At 50.1% G+C, this 21,537-nt stretch carries 10 protein-coding genes and 1 pseudogene; 4 read left to right on the forward strand and 7 right to left on the reverse strand.

Annotation, left to right across the window (positions count from 1 at the left end; all coding sequences use genetic code 11):
• The first annotated feature begins 15 nt into the window (after positions 1 to 15).
• Genes HMPREF1536_RS09230 through HMPREF1536_RS09240 form a run of 3 tightly spaced genes read left to right on the forward strand, consistent with a single transcriptional unit; the run spans position 16 to position 8,538 of the window.
• Complete coding sequence (locus HMPREF1536_RS09230; RefSeq protein WP_028729992.1) at positions 16 to 3,117, forward strand: efflux RND transporter permease subunit; 3,102 nt, start codon at positions 16 to 18, stop codon at positions 3,115 to 3,117.
• A complete protein-coding gene (locus HMPREF1536_RS09235; RefSeq protein ID WP_028729991.1) occupies positions 3,114 to 7,823 on the forward strand; it encodes an efflux RND transporter permease subunit in 4,710 nt (1,569 codons plus the stop codon). Before HMPREF1536_RS09230 ends, HMPREF1536_RS09235 begins: the two co-directional genes overlap by 4 nt.
• A 1-nt stretch (position 7,824) precedes the next feature.
• Positions 7,825 to 8,538, forward strand: a complete 714-nt coding sequence (locus HMPREF1536_RS09240) for a hypothetical protein (RefSeq protein WP_028729990.1) — start codon at positions 7,825 to 7,827, stop codon at positions 8,536 to 8,538.
• A gap of 181 nt (positions 8,539 to 8,719) precedes the next feature.
• On the opposite strand, the gene HMPREF1536_RS09245 is transcribed toward HMPREF1536_RS09240, so the two are convergent.
• The 7 genes and pseudogenes from HMPREF1536_RS09245 to HMPREF1536_RS09275 form a co-directional block, all read right to left on the reverse strand.
• On the reverse strand, positions 8,720 to 8,974 hold the full coding sequence (locus HMPREF1536_RS09245; RefSeq protein WP_028729989.1) for a DUF6722 family protein: 255 nt from the start codon (positions 8,972 to 8,974) through the stop codon (positions 8,720 to 8,722).
• A gap of 70 nt (positions 8,975 to 9,044) precedes the next feature.
• Entirely contained in the window at positions 9,045 to 10,586 is a 1,542-nt protein-coding gene (locus HMPREF1536_RS09250) for a sulfatase (protein WP_028729988.1), read from the reverse strand.
• A gap of 17 nt (positions 10,587 to 10,603) precedes the next feature.
• Positions 10,604 to 12,693: pseudogene (locus HMPREF1536_RS09255) on the reverse strand (Sip1-related alpha-galactosidase).
• Positions 12,694 to 12,700: 7 nt separating this feature from the next.
• Complete coding sequence (locus tag HMPREF1536_RS09260; RefSeq protein WP_394364721.1) at positions 12,701 to 14,032, reverse strand: alpha-L-fucosidase; 1,332 nt, start codon at positions 14,030 to 14,032, stop codon at positions 12,701 to 12,703.
• 65 nt (positions 14,033 to 14,097) lie between these two features.
• The gene (locus tag HMPREF1536_RS09265; RefSeq protein WP_028729986.1) at positions 14,098 to 15,552 is read right to left on the reverse strand and encodes a sulfatase family protein; all 1,455 of its coding nucleotides are present in this window, start codon (positions 15,550 to 15,552) and stop codon (positions 14,098 to 14,100) included.
• 179 nt (positions 15,553 to 15,731) lie between these two features.
• Positions 15,732 to 17,642: a RagB/SusD family nutrient uptake outer membrane protein gene (locus tag HMPREF1536_RS09270; RefSeq protein WP_028729985.1), complete on the reverse strand. Its 1,911-nt coding sequence runs from the start codon at positions 17,640 to 17,642 to the stop codon at positions 15,732 to 15,734.
• 14 nt (positions 17,643 to 17,656) lie between these two features.
• Positions 17,657 to 20,893 (reverse strand): SusC/RagA family TonB-linked outer membrane protein, encoded by a 3,237-nt coding sequence (locus tag HMPREF1536_RS09275; protein WP_044193533.1) that lies wholly within the window; start codon positions 20,891 to 20,893, stop codon positions 17,657 to 17,659.
• Positions 20,894 to 21,161: 268 nt separating this feature from the next.
• On the opposite strand from HMPREF1536_RS09275, the gene HMPREF1536_RS09280 reads away from it, so the two are divergent.
• Positions 21,162 to 21,537 (forward strand): two-component regulator propeller domain-containing protein (locus HMPREF1536_RS09280; RefSeq protein ID WP_046151785.1); only part of this gene is annotated, 376 nt, incomplete at its 3' end.

A 21,537-nucleotide genomic window follows, 5' to 3' on the forward strand; every position in this document is an offset into this window, starting at 1 on the left:
CCGATAGAGTATAATATGAAGAACATCGTCAAATTTGCGGTAAGCAATCCGGTCACTATCTGTATGGTCGTGCTGGCGATTCTCCTGTTGGGGAAGATCTCCTACGATCAGTTGAGCGTCGACCTGCTGCCCGACCTGAATAACCCCCGGCTGTTTATCGAGCTGAAAGCTGGAGAACGTCCGCCGGAAGAGATAGAGAAGCAGTTTGTCAAGAACATGGAGTCAATGGCGATCCGCCAGAGCGACGTCACACAGGTATCGTCGGTCGTGAAAGCAGGTTCGGCTCGTATCACGGTAGAGTACACCTGGACGAAAGATATGGATGAGGCCTTCCTCGACTTGCAGAAGGCAATGAATCCTTTCTCGCAGAACAAGGAGATTACCGAGCTGAAGATCACGCAGCACGATCCGAACCAGTCGCCGGTTATCCTGATCGGCCTCTCGCATCAGCATATAACGGATATGGCGGAACTCCGGAAAGTGGCCGAAAGCTATATCCGCAACGAGCTGATCCGTCTGGAAGGTGTGGCAGAGGTAACGTTGTCGGGGCAGGAGGAAAGTACCCTGACGATCCGTACCGACCCGTATAAACTCGATGCCTTTGGACTGAAGATAGAAGATATCGCTTCCCGTATCGAGGCAAACAACCAGAGTATCTCCGGCGGCCGCGTCAGCGAACTGGGCTTGCAGTATCTGGTAAAGAGCTCCAGCCTGTTCACCTCGGCCGAAGACTTTGAGAACCTGATCGTCGGTTATAAGGCGATCAATAAACAGGAGACGGCAGCAAGTACGAACAATACCGGCTCTGCTGCGGAAGCGACAGGCGACAAAGCCCCCCTTTTCCTGCGCGAGGTAGCCACCGTGACATTCGAGAATGCCCGTCCCGACAACATCGTCCGCATCAACGGGGAACGGAGTATCGGGTTGTCCATCTATAAAGAAATGCGTTATAATACGGTCAAGGTAGTAGATGGCGTTGCCCGTCAGCTGGCCGTGATCGAGCAGGCGTTGCCCGGTTATCATTTTAAGGTGATAACCAACCAGGGGACGTTTATCAAGAGTGCGATCGGGGAGGTGAAAGACAGTGCCGTGCTGGGTATCGTCCTGGCGGTGGTGATCCTGTTCGTTTTCCTGCGCCGTTTCGGTACGACACTGATCGTCAGCATGGCGATCCCGATCTCGATCGTGGCTACGTTCAACCTGATGTTCTTTAACGGGCTTACGCTGAATATAATGACGCTGGGCGGTCTGGCGCTGGGTGCCGGGATGCTGGTGGACAACGCCATTGTGGTGATCGAAAGTATCTTCCGCAACCAGGAGAAAGGACTGTCGGTGAGGGAAGCGGCCATCAAGGGTACGTCGGAAGTGGCGGGGGCGGTTATCGCTTCTACGCTGACGACGGTTGTTGTTTTCCTTCCGATCGTGTATCTGCACGGGGCTTCGGGCGAGCTGTTCAAGGATCAGGCCTGGACGGTGACGTTCTCGCTCGTCTCGTCGCTGTTCGTGGCGATACTGGTGATACCGATGTTGTATGACCGCATCTCCGGAAAGAGAAAAAAAGAGATGGAGATAACGGAAACGAAATCTATCCAAATGACCGGTTACAGCCATCTGTTGCGCCGTCTGATCGGCCATCGTTGGTGGGTGATTGCCGGGGCGGTGGGATTGCTGGTGATCACCGGTTTCCTGCTCCCGCTGATCGGGACGGAGTTTATGCCCCGGATGGAAAGCAAGGCCTTTACCGTCGTGGTGAAGATGCCGGAAGGAACTAGGCTCGAACGTACTTCTTCGGCCGTCTCGAACCTGGAGGAACTCCTTTATACGATATCGGGCGACTCCCTTTTGACGGTTTACAGCCATATAGGTGAGGGTAGCGGCTCCGAGAACGCCATCTTTGAAGGGGAGAACACGGCCATGATGAAAGTGATCCTTTCCCCCGAATGTAAAATCGCACCGGAAGCGGTCATCGAACAGTTCGTACGCACGGCGGAGAATCCCGACGGCCTCGAGCTGACTATCAAACAGGAAGAAAACTCCCTCAGTTCGCTCCTCGGCAGCGAAGGCGCCCCTATCGTGGTAGAGGTGAAAGGAGAGGAGCTGGATGAAATCGCCGCTATCACCGAAGAAGTAAAGACCCGCATACAGGACGTAAGCGGATTATATAATATCGTTTCTTCCATCGAAGACGGTGCCCCGGAAATAACCATTTCCATCAACCGTACGATGGCGGGTATCAACAACCTGAGCGTCGCCACCGTTATCGAGCAGCTGAAGCAACAACTGGGTGGCAAGGAAGCCGGAAAGATGGAGTACCGCGGTGAGATGCGCGACATCGTCATCAAAACCCCCGATATCCCGCTAGCGGCTCTGGGCGACCTGGTGATAAAGAACGGCGAACAGGAGTTCCGCCTGCGCGAGATCGCCACCTTCGGCGAGTCGCAAGCTCCGAAGGAGATCTACCGGCGTGGACAGAACCGTATCAGCCGGGTGATGGCGAATATGGATGCCGGACGGTCGCTGGATAAGGTGGCTGAAGAGATCCGCCGGACGGTAAAAGGCATCGAACTCCCTCCGAACTATTCCATCACGGTAACGGGTGAGGAGGAGAAGCGGCAGGAGTCGATGAACAGCCTGCTATTTGCCCTGGCGCTTTCTGTGATACTGGTGTATATGGTGCTGGCTTCGCAGTTCGAGTCGCTGCTCCATCCGTTTACCATCCTGCTGACGATTCCGTTGGCGGTGGTAGGGGCGATCCTGCTGTTTTTCATCACCGGGACAACCATTAATATGATGGGAGTGATCGGGATCGTGATGCTGGTGGGTATCGCTGTCAACAACTCCATCATCCTCGTCGACCGTATCAACCAACTGAAAACAGACCGCCCCCTGACCGACGCGATCGTGCAGGCAGGCCAGCAACGTATCCGCCCGATCATCATGACCACGCTGACCACCATCCTGGCTTTGTTGCCGATGACGTTCAGCTTCGGTGAGGGTGCTTCGCTGCGTTCGCCGATGGCTATCGCTGTGATCGGGGGACTGATAACATCTACTTTAATGAGTTTGATGGTGATACCGTGCGTGTATTATGTGTTGGAAAGGATGAAAAAGATATGAACTTTTTACTACATAGAAGAATAACGATCTCGATGCTGTTCATCGCACTGTCCCTGCTGGGCTATGTGTCGTATAAACAGCTTCCGGTGGAGTTATTGCCGAATGCCGAACTGCCGATGCTCTTTGTCCAGGTATCTTCCCAACAGGACATGGATCCTCAGTATGTGGAGTCGGAGGTGATCATTCCCCTCGAGGGAGCGATCAGTTCGATAGGCGGGGTGGATAAGATACAGTCGAATATCGACAGCCGGCAATCGAATATACAGGTAGATTTTAAGAATACGGTCAACTTCAAGATTACTTCCCTGCGCCTGCAGGAGAAGGTGAACGAGCTGGCGGCTACTTTCCCCGAGGGTTTTATGGTGCAGCTGCAGAAAGTGGATGTTTCGCAGCTGGCAAACAACTTCATGGTACTTCAGGTGCGTGGCTCGGGAGGGATAGACCGTGTGCGTAATATTGTAGATAAAGAGATCCGTTCCGACCTTGAGAATATCGACGGGGTAGCTTCCGTCAATGTCTACGGCGGCCGGGAGAAAGCCATCGAGATACGGCTCAATCCCGAAGCTTGCCGGGCACTCGACCTCACTCCCTCGAAGATAAGCAGCCTGCTGACGCAAAACACACAGGACAAGGCCTTCGTGGGCTTTGTTGACGAGCCGGACAGTAAGTATTTCATCCATGTAAACTCGCTCTATACGGCGGTGAGCGACCTGGAGAACATCGTCGTCGCCCCCGGCCCTGTGCTGCTGAAAGATGTCGGTACGGTCTTTTTCGACCTGAAGGAAGAAACCTCTTTCAGCCGTGTGAACGGGAAAGATGCCGTGTCCGTCGCCCTCACGAACGACTCGCAAGCCAACCTGATCGATCTGTCGCACCGCGCTACCGAAGCGATAGACAAGCTGAATAAGAAGCTGGAACACCTCGATGTAGAAGTCGTGGTGCAGGAGAATACGGCCGAAACGATGGAGAATAATATCAATCAGATCATCAACCTGGCCCTGATAGGCGGTCTGCTGGCCGTGCTCATCCTCTGGCTCTTCCTGAAGAACCTGCGGCTCGTGTTCTTTATCGCCCTCTCGATCCCGATCTCGGTCTATACGGCTTTTAATTTCTTCTATGCTTTCGGGATAACGATCAACAGCCTGACGCTGGTCGGCATGGCACTGGCCATCGGGATGCTACTCGACAACAGTGTGGTGGTACTGGAGAACATCTACCGTCTCTCCGGCACCGGAGCTACGCCTGAGCGTTCTGTGACGCAGGGTACCCGGGAGGTGTGGCGCTCGATCGTGGCCGCTACGCTGACAACGGTAACGGTGTTCCTGCCTTTCGTCTTTTCCGATAATTTCATGATCAAGCTGATCGGGCATCATATCGGCGTCTCGATCATCTCGACCCTTACGATCTCCCTCTTTGTCGCCCTTCTTTTCATCCCGATGGCTACGTATACGTTGCTGCGGAAGAAGACGGGGCAAAGCGTGTTCTACGAGAAAGTCTCGATCGTACAGCGTCCCGTTCAGATCTATCTGGTCTTTCTGAAGACTTGCATGCGTAATTCGGGGGTGACGATCATAGGTGCCATCATCCTGCTGTTTGCCACGCTGATCCTCTCCATCACGTTGAACGTCCAGCAGATGAAGGATGTCGACTCCGACCGTTTCAACATCTACGCTACGATGCAGACCGGCAGCACGCTCGACAACACCGACAAGGTCGTCAAGGTGATGGAGGAACGTCTGACCGACTTTCCGGAGATGAAAGACCTGATCTGCCGTATCCGTGAGACGGATGCCGTGCTTACCCTTGTCCTGAAAGACGACTATACGAAAATAGGTAAACGTAAGATTGCCGATATCAAAGCCGATGTACAATCGAAGCTGGCCAACATCCAGGGAGTGGAAATATCCGTCAACGAGGCGATGGGTGGAGGAGGAGGAGCTGGCTCGGCCATGAGTGGCCTGGGTAGCTTTATGCGCCTGCTGGGAATAGGCGATAACCGCGAACGGATCGTGATAAAAGGTTCCGACTTCGATGTGATGCAACTCGTAGCCGAAGATTTCCGCTATTACCTCGATGAGCAGGAGTTTATCCGTAACTCCAACGTTTCCTACAACCGCCGTCAGCCGGAGATACGGCTTGATTTTGATCCTATCCTGCTGACTTCCTACGATATTTCCCGTGCCAATATCTCTTCTGGACTGGCGGCGCTCAATTCGGAATACTCGTCCGGCTCTTCCTTCAAGGTGGGAGAGGATACCTATGATATCATTATCCGTAATGATGTCCCCGAAGCCGAAGAAGAGGAGGAGGAAACCGGGAAGAAAGATAAAACGATCGACGATCTGCGTGCCGTGCAGATACAGAATGCGGCCGGGGGATTGCATAACTTGCAGGATCTGGCCTCTATCAACTATGGCCGTGGACGTTCGCGTATCATGCGTGTCAATCAGGATAAGCAGATCGAGGTGTTCTATAACTTTTCCAAAGATGTGGAGTCGTCGAAAGACCTGCTGGAAGGCTATCGTTCGGACATCGACCAGTTGGTGGCGGGGTATAACCTGCCTGCCGGGGTGGCGGTGGAGGTATTCCATGAGGAGGATCAGTTTGCCGACTTTAAGTTCCTGATCGTGGCCGCCTTTATATTGATCTTTATGATCCTGGCTTCGGTCTTCGAGTCGCTGGTGACGCCTTTTGTCCTGCTCTTCTCGATCCCGCTGGCTGCTATCGGTTCTCTGCTGGCCTTGCTGCTGACGGGCAACAGTCTCTTGAATGCCAATACGCTGACCGGCTTCCTGATTCTGCTGGGGGTGGTAGTGAACAACGGTATCATCCTGATCGACTACTCCAATATCCTACGCCGGCAGGGATACCGCCGCAACCGGGCGCTGATGACAGCCGGCCTGTCGCGTATCCGCCCGATCCTGATCACTTCGATTACGACCATCGTGGCTATGTTCCCGCTGGCGATGGGGGATGCGGAATATGCCGGGGCGATCGGTGCGCCGTTTGCCATCACGGTGATAGGGGGGCTGGCCTTCTCCGCCTTGCTTACCCTGATCCTGATACCGACCGTCTGCATGGGATTGGAGAATACGTTGCAATGGTATCGTGGCCTGTCCCCTAAAATATGGATACTTCATCTGGTCTTGTTCCTGTTGGGGATTGCCTGTATCTGGTTGTATGCCGACGGTATGCTGTGGCAATCCATCTATCTGGTGCTGTTGGTGTTCGGTATTCCGGGCGTGACTTATTTTGCACAGACCAGCTTGCGCCGGGCCCGCTCGAAGGTGATCGATCCCGGAGAGGAAATACATATCTCTGTCCGCAACCTGGTGAAGATATACGACTGGCCGGGACGCTTCAGCCGCCAATGGAACAGCGGACTGCATATCCGCCGGCATCTGGGACTGGGCAACGAGTACCGTTCCCTGAAAGACTTTGTGAATGTGATCTGGCAATTCGGAATGCTGCTCTTCGGAATCTATTTCACCTGGTTCTTTATCGACAACCGGCTGTGGATATTCCTGCTGTCGTTTGCCATTTATGCTACGATCCTTTACCTGTGGCGGAAAGTACGGGAGTATCTGTATTTCCGTTTTGCAGAGAGTAAGACGGTGAAGTATATCAATCGCGTGATCTTCTGGAGTATTCCGCCGGTTATCCTATTCATGTTATTCCTGAAGATGGATAATACGAATCTGGTCGGTGTAGTCGGTTTGTTATGGGCGTTCTGTATTGCCGTCTATATCTCCTCTCAATATCTGTATGAAAAGGAGATCAATATCGAACGTATCAAAGGACGTATGGCCGGATTGCGGCGTTCGTGGTTCCGCATGGTCAAGAGTATCCCGCTGATCGGTAAACAGCGCAAGCCGTTCAAAGCCCTTCGTGGAGTGTCTTTCGAAATCCGCACGGGGATGTTCGGTCTTCTGGGGCCTAACGGAGCCGGAAAGTCTACCCTGATGCGTGTGATCTGCGGTATCCTCGAACAGAGCTATGGCAGCATCTGGATCAATGGCCTGGATACCCGTATCTACCGCGAAGAACTGCAGAGCCTGATCGGTTTCCTGCCACAAGAATTCGGAACCTACGAGAATATGTCTTCCTGGGAGTTCCTCGATTACCAGGCCATCCTGAAAGGCATTACAGATACCGCACTGCGTAACGAGCGGCTGGAATACGTCCTGAAAGCCGTCCACATGTACGAGCGGAAGGACGACAAGATCGGCTCCTTTTCCGGCGGTATGAAACAGCGTATCGGTATTGCCCTGATCCTGCTTCACCTGCCGCGTATCCTGGTGGTGGATGAGCCTACGGCCGGACTCGACCCGCGTGAACGTATCCGTTTCCGTAACCTGCTGGTCGAACTGAGTCGTGACCGCATCGTGATCTTCTCCACCCATATTATCGAAGATATATCCAGTTCTTGCAGCCAGGTGGTAGTAATCAATAAGGGGGATCTGAAGTATTTCGGCGATCCGATCAATATGGTGGATATGGCTGCCGGCAAGGTATGGCAGTTCCATATCGGACGGGAAGAATTTGAGAAAGTATTGGATAAGACGATGGTAATCCATCATATCCAGGATGGCGATACGATACAGGTACGCTATCTTTCTGCCGTACCGCCTTATGAGGGTGCCGTACAGGTAGAACCGAACCTGGAAGATGCTTATCTCTGTCTACTAAAGAATATGAATGATTGATATGACAACGAAACAACTCATACAACTGCTACCTAAAGTAGTGAAATACAACTTGAAGATCATCTTTGCCGGGAAGTTCATCTGGTTCCTGGTGGCGGCGTTTGTCTTCTTTGCCTATTTTATGTTTCAGGTGGCCTGGAACCGTTCGGAGATTAACGAAGGGGTGATTTATAACCTGCTGATGTTCCCATGCGTCCTGCTTGTCTTCTATCCTGCTGTATTCGGCATCCAGAACGATGAGGACAACCGGATACTGGAAATCCTTTTCGGTATCCCTGACTATAAGTACAAGGTGTGGGGAGTGCGTCTGCTGATGATCTATGTGGCGATCTTCTTTATCCTTGTGGCTTTTTCGTATGTGGCGACCTTGTTGCTCTATCCGGTCAACCCGTTTGAGATGTCCATCCAGTTGATGTTTCCGCTGGTCTTTTTCGGTAATCTGGCCTTTATGCTCTCCACGATTACCCGTAGCGGCAATGGGACAGCGGTATTAACGATCATCCTGGCAATTCTTCTCCTGATAACCAGTGAGATGGATTTCATAGAGCGTTCCTTCTGGAATATCCTGCTGAACCCGTTCAAAGTCCCTGAAAACTTCCTTCCGGTGATCTGGGAAAGCCTGATCATTAAGAGCCGCATCTTCCTTTTTACAGGCGGCCTGGTATGGATGATGATAGGGTTACTGAATTTGCAGAAGAGAGAGAGGTTTATATAATAGAAGGCCCGGATAGTAAGTATCTTATGAAGATATCCTATTATCCGGGCCAAATGTTTATTGTTAGCTTAACTGTTTCTCTCTAACCAATCTCTGCCTTTCTTAGTTTTAAAAAGGAAGATATACCCTATAAGGGCAGCTGCTCCCAAAAGAGAATATAAAAATAAAGCTGGTCCCATATTTATTTCTTTTTAAAGATTAATACTCCAAATCCCAACATAAAGAAGATTATAGCTAAACTTATAGCCGCTGCTATTACCACATATTTATCGGAATTAAGTTGTAAGACTGTTGTAATAACAGCTCCTCCGATTACTAATTTCGATACATCCAATAAGTATCTTCCCAATTCTTTAGAAATACTTATTCTCTCTTTCCGTATCTGCTCCTGTATGACAGGAACAGGTACAATCCTTGTCTTTCGTCTATTCTTCATAGTTAAATAATTTTGTTACAGGCAAAGATAGGATATATTCTTGAAAGAGTGCAGGAACAACTGCTAAAATTTATATCTCATCCGGCCAGGGACAAGGCTTGCCGGTTGCCTTAAACGACGGGCGCTGTGCTTCCATCTTACGCAGCTGCTTTCCTAAGTCTTTGGATAGTTTTTTTACCATCTTTGGGTTGGCTGCGGACAGGTCGTTCTTTTCGCCTATATCGTCAGGGATATTGAATAACTCTTTCTTTCCAGTTTCGTAATAGTAGATCAGCTTCCAGTCACCCTGACGGATCGTGCAAGTTGCTCCGATACCCGGGCCGGTATTTCCCCAAAGGTTCGGGAAGTTCCAGTAAAGGCTGCGTCCTTTGGAAGGGTCGCCGGTGTTGGTCAGTAACGGCATGAAGCTGACACCGTCGACAGGCTGGATCGTTTTGTACTTCTTTACGCCTGCCATTTCGAGGATGGTCGGGAAGAAGTCTTCGATGATCAGATACTTGTCGCATTTCGTCTGCGGCTGTACTTTCCCCGGCCAGCTGACGATCATCGGTTCGCGTACGCCTCCTTCATAGGCGGAACCTTTACCGCTGTTGAGGGGAGAGTTTTGTGTATGCGGTTTGCCGTCACGCCATTCCGGTTCGGCAGCCAGGCCACCATTGTCGGACATAAAGAGGATAATGGTGTTATCAGCCAGGTTGTTCTTTTCCAGATAATTCATGATGTCGCCCAGGCTCTTATCCATTCCTTCGATCAGGGCGGCATAAGCCGCTTCCTTTTCCCCCAGGCCTTTATCGATATACTTCTGATAAAAGCGCATATCCTTGTCGATCGGAACATGGATGGCATAGTGCGACATATAGAGGAAGAACGGCTGGTCGTATTGCTGTGCCTTATCCAATGCTTTGGTTGCTTCCTGTGTCAGTGCTTCGGTGATGAATATATCTTTGCCCCAGTATTTATCCAGTCCGGGGACGGCAAACCACGGGCTCGGTTTTCCATCCGTACGGTTACCGAAGTTAGCTTCACCGAGATAGCTCGCCAGACCACCCCCGGCATGTCCGGCGATGTTTACTTCAAAGCCGAAGTGATAAGGGTTTTCGCCCGGAGTATCTACTGCCCCCCAGTGGGCCTTACCGCAATGGATGGTATGATAGCCGTTATCTTTCAGTATCTGAGCCATAGAAGTAACCTGATAGGTATGTTCGATACCCGGCACTTCACAGATACCGTTCACGTTCCAGTCCGGTAGTTCCAGTACATCGCTTTTACGGTCGGTGGAAGCATTCTTGGGATAGGTCCAGTTCGTTACCCGGTGGCGGCCGGCATTCATTCCGGTATAGAGACTGCAACGGCTGGGTGAACTGATACTCGACGCATACGCTTGTGTGAACATCATCCCCTGACGGGCCAGACGTTCCATATTCGGCGTTTCGTAGACCTCGTTGTAATGTGTCTTTTCCTTCCAGAAAGGAAGGGAGGTATCCTGCCAACCCATATCATCCACAAGGAATAGAATGATATTCGGCCGTTCCTGTATCTTGGAAGCTTTTGTCTGGCCTGTCGTCCCTACTAAGGGAAGTGCGGCCAGGGATAGAAGTAGGCTCTTGTTCATGATCGTATGTTTTTGGATTATTGTTTGTTTATTGTTATTTCTCCCGGATGACTGACCGGTATGGTACGTAATTCCTGCTGACTGTTTCCTTCCGCCCATACCCGGAGATTGCCCGGACAAAGGACGTTCAACTTTAACTGCTTGGAACTGGAGAAGATGACCTCGACTGTGGCCGGCGAGAGGAACTTCTCCTGTATTCCTACCATAGCCCATCCGTTACGGATCGGGCAAAGATGGAACAGGCGGTCTGTAAAGCCTTCCAATGCTATCTGCTTATCGGCAGTCAACACTTCTGCCGTTTGCTTTTCCCAGTCGTATAATAAGATACGTTCTGCCTGGGGAGCAGCTTTCCCGCTCATTGTTTCCCGGAGAGAATAATCCGCCGGACTGATTGTTGTTTCCACCTGGTGATGGGAAGGCGATGTATTCAGGTTATAACAGATCAGCGACACTGCTTCGTTTCCTGTCGGAGCAAATACCCGGTACGCCTTTCCGTCCTTCAGCGGATTGGTTATCACCGACTCGGGTGTCGGTATGGCAGGCGCTTCGGGACGGAATATTCTGCCCTCTTCATCGATCAGCGGCAGGATATTCTCTTTTACGAAATCAACCGGAGAGTCCGATAAATAGACCGGGCCACCGGAGATCGCTTTCGAGCGGGCCATCAGACTACCACAGATAGTATCGCTCGAATGAAACATATCATGGTCGGGCCAAACGGTTTGTCCTTGCAGTAATGTATTGGTATAAGACTGGAACAGATGCGATTTGGCCATGTCTTCATCATATTTCTTATAATCGATGCTGACGCGGGCCAGGTTGCTGTATTGCGTATGATCGATATTCAGGATATTCTGCGCCATACAATTCATCAGTCCGACCTGCTGGTTGTGTGTTTGTTCTTCCAGCGCCAGGTTGCAGGCCTTGGCTTGCCGTATCACTTCCGTATTACCCATATAAAGAGGTAGCAGGAAAGACTGGTTGTCTATCTTCAGAAAGTCGAAGCCATAGTCTTTCAGCGTTCCGATATAATATTGATAGAATGTCCCGATATTCTCTTTGCTTTTGCCGGGAAGCATACTGCCGTTGTAGGAATAAAGGGTTTCTTTAATCTTTTCCGGGAAATCGTTTTCAGGCGATATCCCCATCCAGTAACCGCAGAAGTTATACCATAACCCCATCCATTTTATCTTATCTTCTTTCTTCCGGGAGATAATATTCTTCCATCCGTTTGGGAACCGTTCTTTATCCGGCACGAAGCTCGTCAGCTGGCGGTTCTTGTTTGCCAGGTGTCCGTCGTCTATGAGAACGTAACGGATAGGAAGGCCGGATGCCTCGATGCCGTCCAGGTCGTTCAGCATCTTGGTCTCGTCTATATCGAAATGATAATGTTCCCAGGAGCACCAGCCCAGGTAGTTGAAGGCTTCGAAGTAACCTTTGTCCGTTCTTTTCTGCAAAGCCGATACTTCCCGGTTACCGATCAGTGCGGTATATGCCTTATGGATCGCATCGTAAACCGTTTTCCCTTTTTCCGCCAGCAGGACAGGAGCTTGCGAAGCCAGGTTGTCAGTCCCTAACGTAGACAGGTAGACAGGTAGACAGTCAGCGAACCGTCCTTATTCACCTGAAACCAACTGATACTATTCTCTCCGGCCACTGCTTTGGCAAAGAGAAACTCTCCGTCAGCCAGTTCCAGCAACAGGGCATCACTCAGCACGGAAGGAGCCCCGTTGGACGGGATACCCGGATAAGCCTCTTGTGTCAAATCATCCAGTCGGTTGAATACCCAAGGTAATAACCTATTCGTATTGTTCGGCCATTGGTAATCGTCCGGCCGACTATCGCGGCTGAAGAAGATACCCTGTTTATAGGCCGGTATCTTTATTCGATAGGAAACTGTTTGCTGTTTCCCCGGAATATTCTTTTCATAATATATTGGTGTTTGCTGCGTTCCCAACCCGATAGAATGCTCCATCTGAGAAGCTGTAACGTCAGTAAACATCTTTCCCTTTTCATAAACAAAGGAAGTCTGTCCTGTAAGACCGGGGCAAACCCATGCTGCACCACTCAGGATCAATGTCAACAGATATGTCTTATTCCTTGTCATTCCTTTGTTATTGAACGTTGAAAATACTGAAGTTACGAATATCCGGTTGTGCAACCGACCGGGAGATAACCAGGCGTAAAGCCGAAGCCTCGACTGCCGGGAACTGTTCGATACGTTTATGACCTACCGACTCACCCTCGCAGACCGTCTGCCATTTGCCATTCACTTTGGCTTCTACTTTATACTGGCGAATGCGTTCCCCGTTTTGAATATTTTCCTGGATAATGCAGTGATTGACAGGTTGCACCTTATCCAGTTTCAGCGTCAGGCTTTTCTTCTGTCCGAAGGTTGAAGCAAGAGGAGAGGAGAAGCGGCGGTTGATCTCGTCGCCCCATTCTTTCAGGCGTTGCGCATCACCGGCAGGGATCAGTCCGGTCGTATCGGGTGTAAGGCCGACAATCAGCGTTGCGTTTCTTCCCACCGACTTATAATACATGTTCATCAAGCTGTCTACCGGGTAAATGGTCTGCTCGTCATCCGGCTCCCAGAACCATTCGTGACGGCCGTTCATCCCGCGAAGCGGTGTATCAGCCATAGCCGGCACCCAGTAACGACCGTCTTTGTCGCCCTGTTTCAGCAGGTCGTTATGATTGCGAACCCCTTCCGTATTGTTGCTGTGCGAGAAAGGATAAGGGAAAGAAGACCAGCAGGGATAACCGACAGTTCCCGACTCGGAACCGCCCCAACGGAAGTCCGCCCGGTCTACATTATGATAAAAGAGGCATTCCGGCTGGTACTTGCTGATGATCGGCAATACGTCCGGCCCGTCCCCTTTCGGGTCGTCTGCGCCACCGTCAAACCAGATCATAAACAAATCCCCGTAACGGCTGCATAGTTCTTCCACCATGCGCTCGCAGAAATGCTTATACCATTGTTGACGGTTGGCGGCAAACTCTCCTTCTCCCTGTACCTTGAAATTATGAACGCCAAAAAGTGAGTTCCATCGGATGCCGACATAGATCCCCGGCATAATATCGTATTTGCGGCAGGAGTTGACGAAGTCGCGGATGATGTCCCCTTTCCCGTCACGCCATTTCACCGCTTTCAGGCAATACGGATTGACATCGCTCTGATAGATGGCAAAGCCCGTCTCATGCGTGGCCGTCAGTACGGCAAACTTCGCCCCGGCTGCTTTGGCCGCCCGTATCCATTGATCGGTATCGAGTTGTGTCGGGTTGAAGATATTATAATCTTCTATCGGCTGGACGCGGTTGTTACCCTGACCATACTTGATGCCGTCGAAGACATGCAGGTCATAATGGAAGACAACACCCATTTCCGACTCGTGCCACTTCAGCTGATGAGGTGCCGGGCGCGGAATATCGGTTTCCTGTCCCATTGCCGGGAAGATACTTACTATCAGAAGGATTGCCAGATAAAAATATGTTTTCATGTGTATGTTCGTTATAGACAGTTTACAAAAGGATCATTTGTCTTCTTCAGCCAGTCTTTTAACCGGGAGGAAAACTGTTTAATCAGTTCCGGCTGATCGGGGGCTATATTGTTTAGCTGGAACGGGTCTTGTTCGCGGTCGAACAGCAACCACTCGTCAGTCTGAGCGTTTGTAGCATGTACCACAAAGGTATATTTTTTTGTTCGTAAACCCCGGTATCCGGTTGTTAAATTTTCAGGGACGACGTAATAATAGGGCTGTACAACCTCCTGGGTGTTCTCCGGGGAAAGGATGGAAGCCGACAAGTCGAATGTCTGTACCTCTGCCGGTATTTCATCTTTGAAGCCCATCAATGAGAGTAGCGAAGGATAAAGGTCGGCAAAAGCGATCGCCAGGGTCGAGTCGCGGCGCGGTGCGATCTTCTCCGGCCAGCTGATCATAAGCGGGATACGCATCGCTTCTTCGTAGTAAATATCTTTCCCGATATGGTTGTGCATTCCCATACAATCGCCATGATCGGAAGTGAATACGACGATCGTATTGTCGAACAATCCCTGTTCTTTCAGCTGGCGGATGATGCGACCCACTTGTTCGTCTACTCCGGTCATGCAGGCATAATAGTCGGGCACGCTCTTCCGGAAGTAATCTCCCGACTCGGTTCCCCGGGGAGGGATAACGGGCGAGTCGCATAAAGTCTCGACATCCATGTGCCGGTATATCTCTTTGTATTTGTCGGGAACCAGCTCATATCCGGTATGCGGCGGGTTCATGGATACGACCAGGGCAAAAGGTTTGCCGCTGTCGCGTAGCTTGTTATCTTGATTGGCGATGTAGTCGATGGCCCGGTCGGCCTCATATTCCGGCCCCCATTGGTCGACGAAATAGTACTCGTCGCGGGAAGCATCCGTATCCCAGTACATAGGTTTCAGGTGATAATCGTACGTGCCGTAGGCGATCCAGTGGCTGAAACCGTGGCGGCGTTCCTTGGGGCACCATTCGTTCCAGGCTATTTTGCCTTTGTTATTATAGGTATCGATGTAAGGTTGGTGAGGAGAGTCGAGATGCCACTTCCCGATATATCCCAGTTCATATCCCTGGTCTTTCAGCACATCCGACCAGCAACGGGCTTCGGTGGGTAGCTCCACATGGTAAGGAGCCGTGGCTGAATTGCAGTTGCCTGTTACCTTACTGTTTGTCGGGTACATGCCCGTCATCAGCATTCCCCGGGCAGGGGAGGAGACGGGATAGCTGCTGATTGCATCCGTAAAATAGACCCCTTCGGCGGCGAGACGGTCGAGATTGGGAGTCTGTACCGGCTCCAGTCCCAAGCAACCTATTGCCTGTCCGCGCCATTGATCGGCCATGATGAACACCAGGTTAGGTGTTTCAATCTTCTTCTGTGCCTGTGTTGCGTTGATACATAGGCAGGAAGTAAGTAATAAGAGCTGTTGGGGTAACTGTTTCATGGTGAACTTCTATTGTTTAGTACCCTACCTTTTCATCTTTCGACAGTTGGCAAATGATTTTTTGACTATTGTCGAATAATCTTTTCCCAATAGTCGAAAGATTATTTTCCATTTGCCGAAAGAGGAAAGAGTAGGGACTTAAATGTTACTTACTCGTATTGTAGCTGTTAGTAGATGCCTTACTTCTTAGCACTTGTTCCCGCCTGGACTTCCCAACCCGGGTTCTGGTAGATGTAAGCAGTGCTTATATCGCCACCCTTTTCCGGTGTACTCAGACGGATCACGTCGTAAGCGATAGGAGCCAGGTAATGAGCTTTCATAAAGGTATATCCGTTGAACGCTTTGTTGTTACGGTGTATCTGGTACGGGCGGAGATACTTGCTCGAATTACTGCTCGAAACGTTAGGCTCGTCGGCTTCTCCTTCTGGTTTCAGGTCGTCATACAGTTTGTATTGTTCGTCCCAAAGGTTGAAACCTTCCACCTGGTAGTCCTTCATGCGGTCGAGCGCTCTCCAGCGGTACAGGTCGTCGAGGCGTAAACCTTCGGCGATGAATTCCGAACGACGTTCACGACGGATGTTATATAAGGTAGCATCCACCTGCTGATCACCGGAATATACGGCGAAGTCGTTTTCTTTCGAAAGATCGGTTGCCGCGATTGTCTTCTGTATATCGTTGTCTACACCGGCACGGTTGCGCAAGGCTTTCCAGTAAGCGATGCTCTTGGCATCCAGCGAGTTGTTCAGTACATAGTGAGCTTCGATATAATTCAGATAAGCTTCAGCGGCACGGAAGATAACGCAACCTGTGTTGCTCGGCAGGGTTGCTCCCATGTTCGGGTCTTGATTTAAACCTTTACGCAGGCAATAGCCGGTTGTGTTCTTATTCTCGGCGATGATTGTGATACCCGGACGGCTGAATATATTGTTCGGGTTGATCTGGTCGCCAGTGATACTCATGGATTCACGCAGGCGGTTGTCGCGGTCGGTAGCCACATCAGTCAGCGTTTTGTCACCTTTATAACCGGAACCGGCGGCATAGATCGGCAGACCGTTCTTCATCAGATAACTTTCTACCAGCGAACGGGTAAAGCCCGTATTACCACAACCGTTGCCACCCGGGTAAACAGCTTGCAGATAAGATACCACATAATGGAATATTTTCAGTCCGATGTCATACTTTCTCCAAAGAATGACTTCGGGCTTGTCCGACAGATCGATGCTGTTGAACATGCTGGAGTAATCGCCCAACGGGAACTTGTCGGCCACTTGTTCTGCGGCATTCTTGGCTTCTGTCAGGAAGAACTGCACTTCGCTGTCCAGGTTGATGCTAAAACCGTTCAGGTAACTGGCGTTGGCACCCGGCCATCCCGGTCCACCCGGCACGCGGTCGGTTCCTGCGTGATATTTCAACCAGGTTCCTTCGTACAAGGCTACTCTCGACTTCAAAAGAAGAGCTGCGTATTTTGTCAGGCGGTTAGCTTCGGGAGCTGTTTCCTTCAACATCTCGGTTGCTTTATCCAGGTCGGCGAGGATGAAGCGTGCCACTTCGTTCTGCGGACGGCGCTGGTTGGCTTCGGCCAGTTCGGCATAGTCGTCCGAGAGTGTTTTGTCGACGATCGGGAAGTCTCCATACTTCTTCAGGAAGGTGAAGTACTGGAATGCGCGGAAGAAATACATCTCTCCGATATAATGGCGGATGTTTCCGTCTACGCCGCTGATCTTTCCATCTTCGTATTTAGGCAATACGGTTTCAAGGAAATAGTTGCAGTCGCGTATCTTCTTGAAGTCCCATTCTCCGCTGGTCGGTACGCGGCGTTCGCCGGGAACGAAGTTATCTTCTTCTGTTGTGGAACACTGATTGTCACTGTTATTGTCGGTCTTGAATACACCGATACTGTATTCACCCGGTTTATGTGCCGGAAGCGCATCGTATTGTGCGGCTCCGAAGCTGGCCAACTCCGCTTCTGTGTTCAGATAATGCTCCGAAGTTACGGACGATAGCGGTTCACGGTCGAGGAAGTCGTTACACGCAGTGAAACTTAGCGAGCCGACTGCCAGCGATAATATGATGATTGATTGTCTTTTCATGATGCTTTTATTTATTAGAATGAAACATTTACACCGCATGACAGTGTTCTTGATAGCGGATAGATCTTACCGGCACCCATTTCTCCGCCTACTGCTTCGGGATCGAATACGCCGAAGATAGAAGAGATGGTGAACAGGTTATCGCCGGAGAAGAATACGCGTACCTTGCTCAGACCTGCTTTTGATGTCAGGTGGTTAGGAACGGTATAACCGATTTGCAGGTTCTTCAGACGCAGGTATGCTGCGCTTTGCAGGTAACCGGATTGTACCTTCTGGTTCTTTGTCGCATTGGCATCGAAGTAAGGTTTCGGGAAGTAAGAATTCAGGTTGGCACCCATGTCGTCGCCTTCCGGACGGAAGTAGTCGAAATGTTCCTTATATCCGATAGATTGCCAGAGACCGCTGCCTACAGCACCCCAGAAGAAGTTACCGTCCAACCAGACATCGCGTTTGCAAACGCCCTGGAAGAAAGCGCGGAAGTCGAAACCGTTCCAGTCGGCTCCCAGTGTGATACCTACCTGGTAGCGCGGAGTCTCGTTACCGATGATCTTGCGGTCGCCCGGATCGCCTACCGTATTGGAACCGGTTGTGATCTTACCGTCGTTGTTGATGTCCTTGTACATGATGTCGCCTGCGCCCCATTTGCTACCGATCTGTGACTGGTCTGTCGTAGCCAGATGATCCTGCATCTCCTTGTCGGTCTTGGCTATGCCGATGGTTTCGAAGCCCCAGATGTCGCCCATGTATCTGCCGTTGTAAGGAACGTATTCCATGATGCCGTCCGAGTTCTTGCGGTCGATGATCTGCGCGTCATTCGGGTATTTAGTGATCTTGGTACGGGCATCCGCCAATGTAAATCCGACAGTATAACCCACCTTACCGATCTGGTCGTTCCAGGTTAAAGCGAGTTCCCAACCTTTGCTTTGCATGGCTGCGTTGTTGATACGCGGCAGTTTGCCGTTGTCGATACCGATAATCGGTGATTTTTCTTCGGGAGGGCCTACCATATCGTCTGTCTTTCTCATATACCATTCAAATGAACCGGTCAGGCGGTTGTTCAGAGCACCGAAGTCGAAACCGATGTTGGTTGTTGTGATCTTTTCCCAGGTCATCAGGTCGCTGACCATCAACGGAGCAGTTGCCGTGGTCGGTTGCTGCCCGCCGATCAACCATTTACCATCTTTCAGTCCGAGTGGTTGGGAAGGATAGAACGGATAGAACTCCTTGGTGTTCTGGTTACCCAGCTTACCCCATGAGAAGCGAGGTTTCAAAGTGCCTACGTATTCCGACAGATCTTCCCAGAATGCTTCACGTGCGATGTTGTATCCCAGCGAGAAAGAAGGGAATACATTCCAGCGTTTGTCACGCAGGAAGCGCGAAGAACCGTCGTAACGAATATTGATCTCAGCCAGGTAACGACCGTCGTAGTCGTAGTTCAAACGTCCGAAGAAACCGGCGGTGGCCCATTCCTTTTTGTTGGCCGACGTATAGTCTTTACCCATACTGGTATCGATGCTCGGCACTTCGTCGCTGATTACATCGTCACGTTTAGCATACACATAGTTCTGCTTGTAGAGTTCGGTGTTGAAGCCGACCATCACTTTAAAGTTGTTTTTGTTGAACGACTTGAAGTAATCGGTATACAAGCTGGTTGTCAACAGATTGTTGTCCTGTGCGGAAGACCATGCATACGTTGCACCAGGACCGTAGCTACCGGCAAATGCCAAAGGCACCGGTTCGTTCTTTGAGTTCCATTCATAGATTTTAGCCAGGTTTTCGTCTTTGTTTATATGTTCTGCCTTCAGGCTTACGTCTCCTCGGATGTTCCAGTCTTTCAACGGGGTGATGGTTACGTTTGCCTGTGTATAGATTATGTCTTTTCTGCGTTTGTAACGTCCTCCGTCTTCGATCTGGATGATTTTGGAATTACGCATGTAATGCCCGTTCGGATCTTTGAGAGGCATAGTCGGCCAGGTACGTGAGATGTCGTGGTAATATAAACCGACCTGGATACCGTTTGTGGTATTGTCCGGATCATCGTTTGCGTAAGTCGGACGGTCGAGTTCTTCACGGATGAAGCGAGTGCTTAGGCCGATCTGCAACCAGTCGTTCACCTTCGAGTTGATCTTGGCTGATGCGTTCATACGTTTGAAGTCGTCATCACCGTAACGCATGTTACCACCTTGATCCATGAAGGCACCCGACATGAAATAGGTAAGCTTCTCAGTACCGCCGCTTACGTTTACATTATGTTCGTGGCTGAAACCCGTTTTGAAATGGTTGCGTGTCCAGTTCTGATTGTCGTTCGCCCTTTGATGGAATTCGTACATGCCGTTACCCGGATTAGGAACAGTGGTTGTCGACAGTTCTCCTTTCTGATAAGCGATAATGCGTCCTAATGTTTCGTCATTGAACGGGCTGTCCTGTCCGCTGTTCAACGCGGCTGCATTAAAGTACTTGGCAAATGTGTAAGAATCCATCATATCAGGCAGATTGGTTGCCGTAGACCAGCGGAGACTGTTATTATAAGAAACCTGTGTCTTTCCGCTTTTTCCGCTTTTGGTCGTAATAAGGATTACGCCGAATGGAGCACGTGAACCGTAAATACTGGATGCGGCTGCATCTTTCAGTACGGAGATGTTTTCGATATCATCCGGGTTTAAAGCATTCATATCCCCTTCGATTCCATCGATCAGGATCAGCGGGGCGTCGTTCGAACCTTCACCGATCGTGCCTGTACCGCGGATGTTTATTTTCAAGGCGTTACCCAATGCACCCCCCTGGTTGTTCAGCGAAAGGTTCAAACCGGGAACAACTCCCTGCAGGGCTTGTCCTACCTGTGCTACGGGGCGCGATTCCAATGCTTTGGTATCGACTGTGGAAACAGCTCCGGTCAGGTTCACTTTCTTCTGTGTTCCGAAACCGACAACAACCACTTCATCGAGTGCCTGTGTGTCTTCTCCCAATTGAATGGTGTAAACCTGTTGTGTACCGTCTATTTTAACGGTTTGTGGCTGGTAGCCGATATAGGAGATATTTAATACATCTCCTTTGGAAGCGTTGATAGAAAACTTACCGTCCATGTCTGTAACAGTCCCGTTGGTGGTTCCTTGCACGAGAACGGTCGCTCCGATAACCGGATCGCCCAGGCCTTTGTCAATAACAGTACCAGTAATGGTCAACTGCTGCGCGTATATATAGGATATACTGGCCATCAGCAGCGCAATTAATAATGTGACTCTTTTCTTCATCCTCTTTTAGTTTTAAGGTTGTGAATACTAATTTTAAATAATCTTTGTAAGCAAAAGTATCGGGTATATACAGATGGGATAACAGGTGTTTTATTCATTAACAGCGGGTGTTCTCTTTAATTTACTTATTGATATACAGTATGATGGGTGATTTATTCACAAATGACTGGTGTTTTAATCATTTGCTCTTTTTCGTCAGTTTTATTTACTCCGATTAGGATTATTCTCCCTCTTTTTTTCTTTCTTTGTATGACTTATCGTTTTATGTATGGGGAGATTTATCGTTGCGTTATTATTGTTTGCCTTCTGTTATACTTCCGGATATGCTTTTTTTGAGAAGGATATACGGGTGCTTACCATGCAGAACGGATTGGCTGATAATACCGTTTCCTGTATCCATAAAGACAGTGACGGTTTTATGTGGTTTGGTACGGATAACGGCCTGAGCCGTTATGACGGAAAAAATATGAAGAACTTCGGGCCGGATAACAACTATGTGAAGGTTTCGCAGATACGCGAAACACCCAACGGCTTCCTTTGGTTGATAGCCAATCAGCAAATTTATTGTTTTGACCGTAGACTGGAGCGGTTTGTCCCAATTCATTATGCCGGAAAGAAGGATGAAGATACCAGAGTCCAGGATG

This window comes from Parabacteroides gordonii MS-1 = DSM 23371, assembly GCF_000969825.1.
Taxonomy (GTDB): domain Bacteria; phylum Bacteroidota; class Bacteroidia; order Bacteroidales; family Tannerellaceae; genus Parabacteroides; species Parabacteroides gordonii.

Excerpts from the sequence above, each read along its gene's own strand:
- HMPREF1536_RS09230 (WP_028729992.1), top strand. The coding sequence starts at position 16 with ATGAAGAACATCGTCAAATTTGCGGTAAGCAATCCGGTCACTATCTGT.
- HMPREF1536_RS09235 (WP_028729991.1), top strand. The coding sequence starts at position 3,114 with ATGAACTTTTTACTACATAGAAGAATAACGATCTCGATGCTGTTCATC.
- HMPREF1536_RS09240 (WP_028729990.1), top strand. The coding sequence starts at position 7,825 with ATGACAACGAAACAACTCATACAACTGCTACCTAAAGTAGTGAAATAC.
- HMPREF1536_RS09245 (WP_028729989.1), bottom strand. The coding sequence starts at position 8,974 with ATGAAGAATAGACGAAAGACAAGGATTGTACCTGTTCCTGTCATACAG.
- HMPREF1536_RS09250 (WP_028729988.1), bottom strand. The coding sequence starts at position 10,586 with ATGAACAAGAGCCTACTTCTATCCCTGGCCGCACTTCCCTTAGTAGGG.
- HMPREF1536_RS09260 (WP_394364721.1), bottom strand. The coding sequence starts at position 14,032 with ATGGGACAGGAAACCGATATTCCGCGCCCGGCACCTCATCAGCTGAAG.
- HMPREF1536_RS09265 (WP_028729986.1), bottom strand. The coding sequence starts at position 15,552 with ATGAAACAGTTACCCCAACAGCTCTTATTACTTACTTCCTGCCTATGT.
- HMPREF1536_RS09270 (WP_028729985.1), bottom strand. The coding sequence starts at position 17,642 with ATGAAAAGACAATCAATCATCATATTATCGCTGGCAGTCGGCTCGCTA.
- HMPREF1536_RS09275 (WP_044193533.1), bottom strand. The coding sequence starts at position 20,893 with ATGAAGAAAAGAGTCACATTATTAATTGCGCTGCTGATGGCCAGTATA.